This window comes from Vibrio sp. 10N.222.55.B11 (assembly GCF_041473705.1).
GTDB classification, from domain to species: Bacteria; Pseudomonadota; Gammaproteobacteria; order Enterobacterales; family Vibrionaceae; genus Vibrio; species Vibrio crassostreae_C.
Genome location: NZ_JBFRST010000049.1, coordinates 78,283 through 88,454, shown reverse-complemented (window position 1 = coordinate 88,454; position 10,172 = coordinate 78,283). Strand labels below are relative to the sequence as shown.

The following is a 10,172-nucleotide window of genomic DNA, read 5'->3' as shown; positions in this document are numbered from 1 at the left end:
TGTACAAAGCCCCTAATCATTAGGGGCTTTTTTGTACCTTGAATCTAATTTCTTACTTCTTACTTCTACAGCAGAACCCCTCCCGCTTAATCCTTTCGTCGACACTGATAAGACCACTCATACATTATGGTTATTATCAATGGAACTTGTTTGAGGTCACACGCACAAAACCACAAATAATGTATGGTAATGACATAGATTTAATAATATTAATAATATTGTATTACTTAAATTTTAATTGTTGATAACTCGCGTGTGCGAAAGGTAAAGGTAGGACTTAGGTATGATTCAAATCGTTATTGATGGGAAATATCGAATCGTCGAGCAAGGACAAACCGTTCTTGAAGCGGCAAAAACATGTGGTTTGGAAATCCCATCTTTATGTGGTTTGAATAAAACAGCGGATAAAGTGCCGTGTGATTTGTGTGTTGTGGAAGTTGATGGCGTTGGTGTTACTCGCTCTTGTGAGCTTGAAGTGTCTAATGGGCTGAATATTACCACTCAGTCAAAACAGTTAACGAATCATCGACAAGAAGCGTTGAATCGCATCATGACCGATCACTACGCTGACTGTGAGGCGCCATGCCAAACAGCCTGTCCTGCTGGGGTCGACATCCAATCTTACCTGCACCATATTGCTCAAAATGATCACATTAAAGCGATTGAAGTGATCAAAAAGACATTGCCAATGCCGCTTTCAATTGGTCGTGTGTGTCCTGCTTTCTGTGAAACCGAATGTCGTCGTAACTTGGTCGATGAATCCATTGCGATTCGCCAACTCAAACGACACGCTGCCGATGCGGATCTAGCGGCTCAAGAGAGCTACATGCCAGCGAAGAAACCAAATAAAGGCAAGAGCATTGCTATTGTTGGTAGTGGCCCCGGTGGGCTTACGGCGGGTTATTACCTATCTAACGAAGGCTATGATGTCAGTGTCTATGAGTCGATGCCGCAAGCGGGTGGTTGGCTGCGTTACGGTATCCCTGAATATCGCTTACCTAAGTCGATTCTAGATAAAGAAATCGAGTTGATGTGTCGCAACGGAATGGTGGTTGAGTGCGGTAAAAAACTCGGTGTTGATTTTACACTGTCTGATTTAAGTAACGATTTTGATGCGGTTTGTTTAGCCGTTGGTGCATCGCAAGCGGTCGAGATGAATTACCCGGGGAGCGAACTCGGAGGTTGTTATTTGGGTGTCGATTATCTGAAAGATTACGTGACCGATCAGCAGTACGTCACTGGTAAAAAGGTTGCCGTGATCGGTGGCGGTAATACAGCGATTGACTGTGCTCGAACCGCAGTTCGTGATGGCGCGGATACTACGCTGATTTATCGTCGTACTCGAGATGAGATGCCAGCAGAAGATTACGAAATCGAAGAAGCTGAACATGAGGGTGTGAAGTTCCACTTCTTAACCAACCCTGCAGAAAACATAGCCGATGAAAATGGTCATGTATCAGAAATACGATTAGAACGAATGGCTTTGGGTCCTGCTGATGCTTCAGGCCGCCGCAGCCCTAAACCAACTGGCGAGTTCTTTGTTGAAGCGTTTGATACGGTTATTGCTGCCGTGTCGCAAAAGCCTGATCTGAGCTTTATGGACAATGAAGCGATTGATATTCCTCTTACTCGTTGGAATACCGCAGATGCTGATCCACAAACCATGCATACCGGAACCGGAAATATTTTCAGTATTGGTGATTTCCGACGCGGCCCTGCAACCGCAGTCGAAGCGGTGGGGGATGGGCGTATTGCTGCACAAGCGATCGATCGCTTCTTCCATGGTGATATGGACAATATTCCAGCCAAACCGTTTAACTCAAGAAAGCACAAACAGCTCAAAGCGGTGGATCCTGAGCAATACCAGTCGATACAACGCATGGCTCGTAAGATCATGCCAGAACTAACGCCCGAGCAGCGTGAACAAAGCTTTGATGAAGTAGAAACAGGGTTTGAGAATGCTGATGCAATAGCGGAAGCTGCAAGATGTCTAGAGTGTGGCTGCCAAGCCAATACCGATTGCGACCTACGAGACTACTCGACCGAATACAAAGCAACGCAAACGCATCCAGAGTACAAAATCGATGTGGCTTCGAATGAGAGTTGGCAGGCGATTCGTGCTGAAGAAGCGAAGGTCGGGTTAACAAGGCAAAAATTTTCGGTCGATGACAGTTCTGAGTTCATTATCTTTGACGCCAACCGCTGTATTAGTTGTGGCCAGTGTATTCAAGCATGTCGAGAACAGAATGTTCATGGCGTTCTAAGCTTCATGAATCAATCGGATGGCAAACCTGCATCAAGACCTGAATGTCGCCCTAACTTTGGGGCAGATAAGACCTTAATGGGCGACTCAAACTGCGTTCAATGTGGATCGTGTATTCAGGTGTGTCCAACCGGTGCAATGGTGGATGCTCGCGACAGAAAGCAGGGAGACACAGACGTACTCAAGAAAGTCGATACCATCTGCACCTATTGCGGTGTCGGCTGCAAGCTAACCATGCATATCGATGAGCAGAAAAACAAAATCCGCTATATCGAAGGCGGAGACTCTCCGGTTAATGAAGGCATGTTGTGTGTTAAGGGACGATTTGGCTTCGATTTTGTGGGCAGCGATGCGCGTTTAACCACACCATTAATTCGTAAAGATGGCTGGTTGCAACCTGCAAGTTGGGAGGAGGCAGTTAAGCTTATTGCCGAGAAGTTTACTGCGATTAAGCAAGGCTTTGGCAGTAACGCTTTAGCGGGGTTCTCGTCGGCGAAAACCACCAATGAAGATAACTATGCCTTCCAAAAATTCATACGTCGTGAACTCGGTACCAATAACGTCGATCACTGTGCGCGCCTTTGTCACGCATCTACTGTTACTGGTTTAGAGGCTTCGCTAGGTAGCGGGGCGATGACCAATGATATTCCAAGCATCAAGCACTCAGATGTGATCTTTATTATTGGCTCCGACACCACGTCAGCACACCCAATTATTGGCTCGCATATCAAGCAAGCTGTGAGACATGGTGGAGCGCGATTGATCGTTGCCGATCCAAAACGAATAGATATTGCTGACCATGCTGAGCTTTACTTCGCGCACCGACCGGGTACCGATGTAATGCTGATAAATGGTGTGATGCAGCAGATCATCAAACATGGTTGGTATGACCAAGAGTATATCGAAGATCGTGTGGACGGCTTTGATACCTTGCTGCAAGAGGTGATGTCGCCAAGTTATTCGCTAGACAAAGTAGAACTAGTGACTGGCGTTAAAGCGGAAGACATCTTCGCGATGGCGCGCTTGATCGGTACTGCAAAACGCACGGCGGTGTATTACTCCATGGGTATCACGCAACACACCACTGGCCACGACAACGTTCGTTCGATAGCTAACCTGCAGCTCTTGTGTGGCAACATCGGTATTGAAGGTGGGGGTATCAACCCGCTGCGTGGCCAATCGAATGTTCAAGGTGCATGCGACATGGGCGCGTTGCCAAATAACTTGCCGGGTTATCAGAAAGTGTACAACCCAATGGTTCGTCAAAAGTTTGCGATGGAGTGGGGCGTTGCTGATTTGCCTGCTGAAACAGGGTTAACGCTGACCGAGATTATTGATGGGGCGTGTAATCGAGATGTGCGTGGTTTATATGTGATGGGTGAAAATCCTGTACTAAGCGATCCGAATCAAGCACACGTGATTGAAGGGCTTGAAGCGTTAGATTTCCTTGTGGTGCAAGACATCTTCTTAACCGAAACGGCGCAGTATGCCGATGTGGTTCTACCGTCTTGCTCGTTCGCCGAGAAGTCTGGTCACTTTACCAATACCGAGCGACGCGTTCAGCGTATCAACCCTGCGGTATTACCTCCAGGTGAAGCGAAAGAGGATTGGGTGATTATCCAGTTACTTGCGAATGCAATGGGTGGTGGTTGGAGCTACGATTCGGTTGCGGACATTACCAATGAGATTGCTCGCGTCACGCCACAATATGGTGGTTTACGTTGGGAAAACATCACGGTTAATGGCGTGCAATGGCCAAGCAATAAAAACAATCCTGATGGCACTCGTATTATGCACCAGACTCAGTTCACTCGTGGACGTGGTCAGATGGAAGCGATTCCGTTTCGATATGCAGCAGAGCTTCCGGATGAAGAGTATCCGTTAGTATTAACGACTGGGCGTATTCTAGAGCAGTTCCATACCGGAACCATGACGCGTAAAACTAAAGGGCTGGATAACTTAGCTGGGCCACGTGCGATGGTCAGTGTTCATGATGCTGAAGCGTTAGGGATCTCGAATGGTCAGATGCTTAAAGTCTCAACACGTCGTGGTGAAATTGAAATCGCGGCTTTTGTAACCAAGCGAATGCAGAAAGGTGTGGTGTTTATTCCCTTCCATTTCGTGGAGTCTCCTGTGAACCGTTTGACGACAACGGCGACCGATCCGCATGCCAAGATCCCTGAGTTTAAGGTTGCGGCAGTGCGCATTGATCCGATTCGTGAGCCTGAAATTGAAGCGACAGAGGCTTAGCCCAATTCGTTAACAAATGGCAGATACTAAAAAGCCGTGTAACTCTCAGAGTTATGCGGCTTATTTATTGAGCTCTATTAGGTATCAAGTGACCTAGTTAGCAAATAGCTCAGTTCGGAACAATCTCGTTACCGTGAACACCGAATTGCTTAGCTGCGTATGCCACGCGCTCTGCAGGTTTCGGGTATTCAGCCGGCGTACCAAGGTTCTCAATATGGTGCAATCGAGGAAGCAGACCAGCACCGTTCGCGATTTGGATAGCCAAACCTGGACGTGCGTTAAGCTCAAGTACCATTGGGCCTTCTTCTTGGTCTAGAACCATGTCAGTACCCATGTAGCCAAGCCCCGTCATTTCCCAAGCGCTTGATGCCAGTGTTAGCAGTTTTTCCCAATGCGGCACTTGAAGTAGCGCCAACTCTTTACCCGTATCTGGGTGGTGAGTGACTGGGTGGTCAAACTGAACCGCACGAACGGCTTTACCCGTCGCAATACAAATACCTACACCTACAGCCCCTTGGTGCAAGTTAGCCTTGCCGTCTGAAGCTGAAGTAGATAAGCGCATCATCGCCATAACAGGGTAGCCCTTGAATACGATGATTCGTACATCTGGCACACCTTCGTAACTGAAGCCATCGAAACACTCATCAAACTTAATGAGGTTTTCAACTACCGCTACATCGTTCTTACCACCAAGTGAGAAAAGGCCTGCAAGAGCGTTACTGATGTGACGCTCTACGTCTTCTTCATTGATAGTCGAACCTGATGGCTTGGTATAAACCCCATCCTTGTGAGATGTCACAACAAGGATGCCTTTACCACCACTACCTTGAGCTGGCTTGATTACGAAACCCGGCCACTCTTTTACCATCTTGTGGATTGTTTTTACTTCAGCTTGGTGACCGATAACGCCAATCAGCTTTGGCACCGTAGCGCCAGCCTGTTCAGCGATGATCTTAGTCTTAAGCTTGTCATCAACGAGTGGATACTTGGAACGATCATTGTAGCGACCAATGTAACTATGGTTACGCTTGTTCATTCCCATTATGCCTTTGTCTTTCAACCTAAACGGTGAAGTAAACTGATCAAACATAACTTAGTCCTCCGCTAGCGGTTTAAAGCGACGAAGCTCAGTTAGACGGTAGCCTGTGTAGTTACCTAGTAGCAAGATGGTCGCTAGAATAACAAGCTGTAAACCAATAAAGTTAAACGTTAAGTGCTGAATGAACGGGTTAGTCATGCCTAAGTAAACAAGAACCGCAGTGAATAGAGAACCACCACCTTGTAGCATTACTTCTTTCGCGCCTTCTTCTTCCCATAGGATAGACATACGTTCGATAGTCCAAGATAGGATGATCATTGGGAAGAACGTAATCGATAGACCTTCAGTCAGACCGACTTTAAACGCGACCACGGTAAACACGGAGATAATCATGATTACCGTAATGATTACGGCGGATATCCTGGCTACCAGTAGCAAGTTGAGTTTGGATAAGTAACTTCGAATAATAAGACCCGTACCGACGATCAGTAGGAAGCCAACAATACCCGTTACCAGTTGTGTTTGAACAAAGGCCACCGCAATCAGAACTGGCATGAAGGTACCAGACGTTTTCAAACCGATGATGACACGCAAGAACACAACAATAAGTGCACCGATAGGAATCAGCATGATGGTTTTAAACATCGCTTGCTCTTCTAGCGGTAGGCTATGAATCGATAGGTTTAACAGCTGGTCAGCCGAGACTTTACTGTTGGTTGCTTCAGTTGGTGAAACCTCTTGAGCAATCATAGAGAAGTGAACTTTACTGTTTTGACCGCCAACTACATCCAGTAGAGAAACGTTTGACTCGTCCCAGATAAGTAGGTTTGGTTGAACTTGCTGTTCGCTGGATTCAGGAGAGAATAGGATCCACTCATCGTTATCCCAAATCTGAATCATGTTCTGAATTGATTGACGACGACGGCCATCTTCTAGCTCGATAACACCAACCACTTTGTTGTGTATTTTCGCTGCTGAAAGTAGCTTGTGTGTCGCTTCCACTTTGGTCATGTTGTTCAGAATCAGCGCAGAGTTTTGACTGTCTGGATCATTAAGTGTTTTGATGAGCTCACGAGTGAACGTTAGATTGTCTGCAGAACGCTTTGTTGCTCTGTCAATAAGAGCTAGAGACGCCGCTTCTTCCGGGCCGTCGAAGCTTGGTTGAACCACTTCACCTTCTGGTGGTGTGTCGTTCACTTTAGCTTGGTTGTCGACTAGGAATTGTGTCTTGTAGTAGATGGTTTGAGGGCCATCTGCGTAACGAATAGACCACTCTGCACGACGACCTGACTCAGTATTTAAGTAAGAAATACCGTAACCTGGTGATGAAGCCGATTCGCCGATAAGTGTGTAGTTAGACTGAGTATGAGGAGCCGCTAAGGAAACTTTTGCTTCTTTGCCTACTGCGTTGAACTCAATACGAGCTTCAACGTCCCAAACCTGCCTGGTTTCCCCTGGAGTCCAAGGTACACCGTAGGTCGTATGTCTGAACATACTCAGTGTTATGCCTGCCACGATAAGCAGGAATATAGAGATATAAAATGGAATTCTTGACGTCATAGCTTACCCTACTATTGTTATTTAACTTCCGTTTGTACGTACTTTTTACTTACATCTACTAGCGCTATGTCTTTGATAAATTCGCGCCCTAGTAATACAGGGTGACTCATTTGAGAGCGATCCGCCAATGTAAATTGCGCTTTTTCATGGATTTTTCCAACTTTAACCCATAATTCAATCACAGCTCGACGTTCTGTCTGATCATTCGTTGATTGGCGGATTTTCACATAACGTACAACAGGCGCTTCAATCCATTTTTGGTCTTCTGCCGCTTGTCCTTGGTCTTCTAGGTGGAACTTAACCCAGTTCTTACCATTTCGTTCGAATTCTTTAATATCGACGGCATTCAAAGAAGAGGTTGTTGCGCCGGTATCCACTCGCGCATCAAAGCTTTGTTTGATTGAGTCGATAGACACTTTTTCGATTCCGCCAAGGATAGTCGGTTGTGAGGTAGGAGCGATAGGAGCCGCTGCAACTGCCACGGGTTCTTCTTCCTCTAGCTCTTCAATGACTTTGTGTTCCATGCTTGTTAGATGAACATCTAACTGATTTGAAAGGGTGATGATTTCGTCTTCTAAGCTTTCAATGTAATCACTTTGATTACTGACTTGCAGTTCAAGATTTTGAACCTTATTTGCGATGTTTGTCTCTGAGCGGGCAATAGCATCGAGAGTTTCTTGGTGGTAGGCAGCACCGTTAGTAAGGGTACAACCAGAGAGCAAACCAACCGCCACAATAGGCGATAATCGCTTAAACATAAAAAAACCTTTGGAAATTAGAGAATAGTTCAGACTATTTAGAAGTTTAGCCCACAAAAAAGGATGCGTGAAGCATCCTATTGTAAGAGTCTGGTCATATTGAATCGCAATGTGAGCGCTACGCCAATTATTGTAATTTTAAATAGCTCACTTATTAAGCATAAGTCAATTTTTGTTCAATTTGCGCGCATTTTTGTGAAAGCTCACAGCGAAGCAAAAGGTGGCGCTGTAGCCACCAAAAAGCCATTACTCTGTTATCGGCTAAATAATGGCTTTCGGGCATCACATTTATGGCTTGGTCGCCACAAGAATGGCACGTCTTGGTGCTGGGTGACCTTCAACCGTTTTACTTGGATCATTCGGGTCTAAGTAATCTGGTAGAGAATTGTGTGTCATCCATTCTGTGGTGCGTTGTTCACCAATTGTCGTGACATTTTCGTCAACGATTCGTACGTCTTCAAAACCAACTTGTTCTAGCCAGCGTTTCAGTGCGCGAGCTGAAGGGAAGAAGTAGACGTTTCTCATTTGCGCGTAACGGTCAACCGGAACTAATACTGCGTTCTCATCGCCTTCAATCACCAAGGTTTCAAGAACCAGTTCACCGCCAGACACCAATTGGTCTTTCAGTTGAATCAAGTGGTCCAGTGGTGAACGACGATGGTAAAGCACACCCATGCTGAATACCGTGTCGTAGGCTTCTAGCTTTGGGAGCTGCTCAATACCTAGAGGTAATAGGTGAGCTCGTTGGTCATCGCCCATCAACTTACGAATTGCTTCAAACTGAACCAAGAATAGGTGGGAAGGATCGATACCAACCGTTAAGCGAGCACCTTCACCCAGCATGCGCCACATGTGGTAACCATTGCCACAACCTACATCGAGCACAGAACGGTTTTTAAGTGGTGAGATATGTGGAAGCACACGATCCCATTTCCAGTCACTGCGCCATTCTGTATCGATATGAATGTCGTGAACCGTGTAAGGACCTTTTCTCCAAGGGTGGAAAGTCTTTAGCAAGCTTTCTAACTTTTTAAGTTCACCCGTGTGGAACGGTGTAGAGCTGCCAATGGTCACTGAGTTTTTCAGATCAACTTGGTCAGGCACACCTTGTGGAATCTTGTTCAATGCACGTAACCAGCGGTCGAAGTCACCGTGCTCTGCATTTTGCCAATCCGTCAGCTGTTGAGGAAGAACATTTAGCCACGGCTGAAGGCGAGTATCTTGGGCAATAAGTTGATAAAAATTGGCAAAATTAAACATAGGTTTTCACTGAGTTGGTGGTGTAGAAATTAAATTTGTCACTCCATTAAGAGTGTGGACAAACATGCTAGGGAATCTCGTTTATCGTGTTTGATAAGAGATCCCCAATTCGTTTGTTCCTCGCTCTTGAGGATGACATTTTAGTACGTGCTAACGGTGTCGCGACGGTTACGTAATCTAAAATGTTTACTTTATCGCGAACATTGAACCAAAGTTGAAACATTGGAACCAGACTTCGCTGCTTGAGAAGCCAATCTTATCAAATCGCTCTCTGTGAACAGGGATCGAATCCGGGCGCATCACGTTTTCAATTGCGCTACGTTTCTGACTTACTTCTAGCTCGCTGTACCCGTTAGCACGTTTGAAATCATGGTGCAGGTCGATAAGCAGTTCATTTGAGCTTTCATCTTCGAATACGTATTTTTCTGACAGGATTAAGATCCCGCCTGGGCGCAAGCCAGCATGAATTTTCTCAAGCAGAGCGTATCGATCGTCTGGAGAAAGAAATTGCAGCGTAAAGTTAAGCACCACAACAGAAGCGTCTTTGATTTCCACTTCACGGATGTCGGCTTCAATCACTTCTACCGGTGTGTCACTGCGGTAAGCATTAACGTGCAATTTGCAGCGCTCAACCATGGCTTCTGAATTATCGATCGCGAAAATCGTGCAGCCTTCTTGCTGAATGTGACGACGCATAGAAAGTGTCGCAGCACCAAGCGAGCAGCCAAGGTCGTAAATATTTGAGTGTGGCTTTACAAAGCGCTCAGCCAGCATGCCGATTGCAGAGATGATATTGCTATAGCCAGGCACCGAACGTTGAATCATATCCGGAAATACTTCAGCAACCCTTGCATCAAAGGTGAAGTCTCCAATTTTATCAATAGGAGCGGAAAAGATATTGTCTGTGTTGCTCATAGCATTTTCTCTCGACAGTCAGCGTAATTGGCACAAAATTCGTACCAAATAAAAGGGGGCGTATTTTACGTAAAAAAAACGCCACTGTCACGAAAACTGAGATTTAGCTCAAGGTTCGAAGCTACTT

General features: G+C 46.0%; 6 protein-coding genes. 1 reads left to right on the top strand and 5 read right to left on the bottom strand.

Annotated features, from left to right (window positions below; genetic code table 11):
* Positions 1-283: 283 nt before the first annotated feature.
* A complete protein-coding gene (fdhF, locus tag AB4503_RS17820) occupies positions 284-4,513 on the top strand; it encodes a formate dehydrogenase subunit alpha (protein WP_372115479.1) in 4,230 nt (1,409 codons plus the stop codon).
* A gap of 109 nt (positions 4,514-4,622) precedes the next feature.
* Here the strand turns inward: fdhF and AB4503_RS17815 are convergent, their stop codons facing one another.
* From AB4503_RS17815 to cmoA, 5 genes are all read right to left on the bottom strand, one after another.
* Positions 4,623-5,603: an alpha-L-glutamate ligase-like protein gene (locus AB4503_RS17815; RefSeq protein ID WP_026084277.1), complete on the bottom strand. Its 981-nt coding sequence runs from the start codon at positions 5,601-5,603 to the stop codon at positions 4,623-4,625.
* Between the two features lie 3 nt (positions 5,604-5,606).
* Positions 5,607-7,112 carry an inactive transglutaminase family protein gene (locus AB4503_RS17810; RefSeq protein ID WP_065585128.1) on the bottom strand — a complete coding sequence of 502 codons (1,506 nt, stop codon included), beginning with the start codon at positions 7,110-7,112 and terminating at the stop codon, positions 5,607-5,609.
* 17 nt (positions 7,113-7,129) lie between these two features.
* The gene (locus tag AB4503_RS17805) at positions 7,130-7,870 is read right to left on the bottom strand and encodes an ATP-dependent zinc protease (protein ID WP_065585129.1); all 741 of its coding nucleotides are present in this window, start codon (positions 7,868-7,870) and stop codon (positions 7,130-7,132) included.
* 288 nt (positions 7,871-8,158) lie between these two features.
* On the bottom strand, positions 8,159-9,130 hold the full coding sequence (gene cmoB, locus AB4503_RS17800; protein WP_009846365.1) for a tRNA 5-methoxyuridine(34)/uridine 5-oxyacetic acid(34) synthase CmoB: 972 nt from the start codon (positions 9,128-9,130) through the stop codon (positions 8,159-8,161).
* Positions 9,131-9,316: 186 nt separating this feature from the next.
* Positions 9,317-10,045, bottom strand: a complete 729-nt coding sequence (cmoA, locus tag AB4503_RS17795; protein ID WP_017062083.1) for a carboxy-S-adenosyl-L-methionine synthase CmoA — start codon at positions 10,043-10,045, stop codon at positions 9,317-9,319.
* Between the last annotated feature and the right edge of the window lie 127 nt (positions 10,046-10,172).

Coding starts and splice junctions, on each gene's coding strand:
- fdhF (WP_372115479.1), top strand. CDS start 284: ATGATTCAAATCGTTATTGATGGGAAATATCGAATCGTCGAGCAAGGA.
- AB4503_RS17815 (WP_026084277.1), bottom strand. CDS start 5,603: ATGTTTGATCAGTTTACTTCACCGTTTAGGTTGAAAGACAAAGGCATA.
- AB4503_RS17810 (WP_065585128.1), bottom strand. CDS start 7,112: ATGACGTCAAGAATTCCATTTTATATCTCTATATTCCTGCTTATCGTG.
- AB4503_RS17805 (WP_065585129.1), bottom strand. CDS start 7,870: ATGTTTAAGCGATTATCGCCTATTGTGGCGGTTGGTTTGCTCTCTGGT.
- cmoB (WP_009846365.1), bottom strand. CDS start 9,130: ATGTTTAATTTTGCCAATTTTTATCAACTTATTGCCCAAGATACTCGC.
- cmoA (WP_017062083.1), bottom strand. CDS start 10,045: ATGAGCAACACAGACAATATCTTTTCCGCTCCTATTGATAAAATTGGA.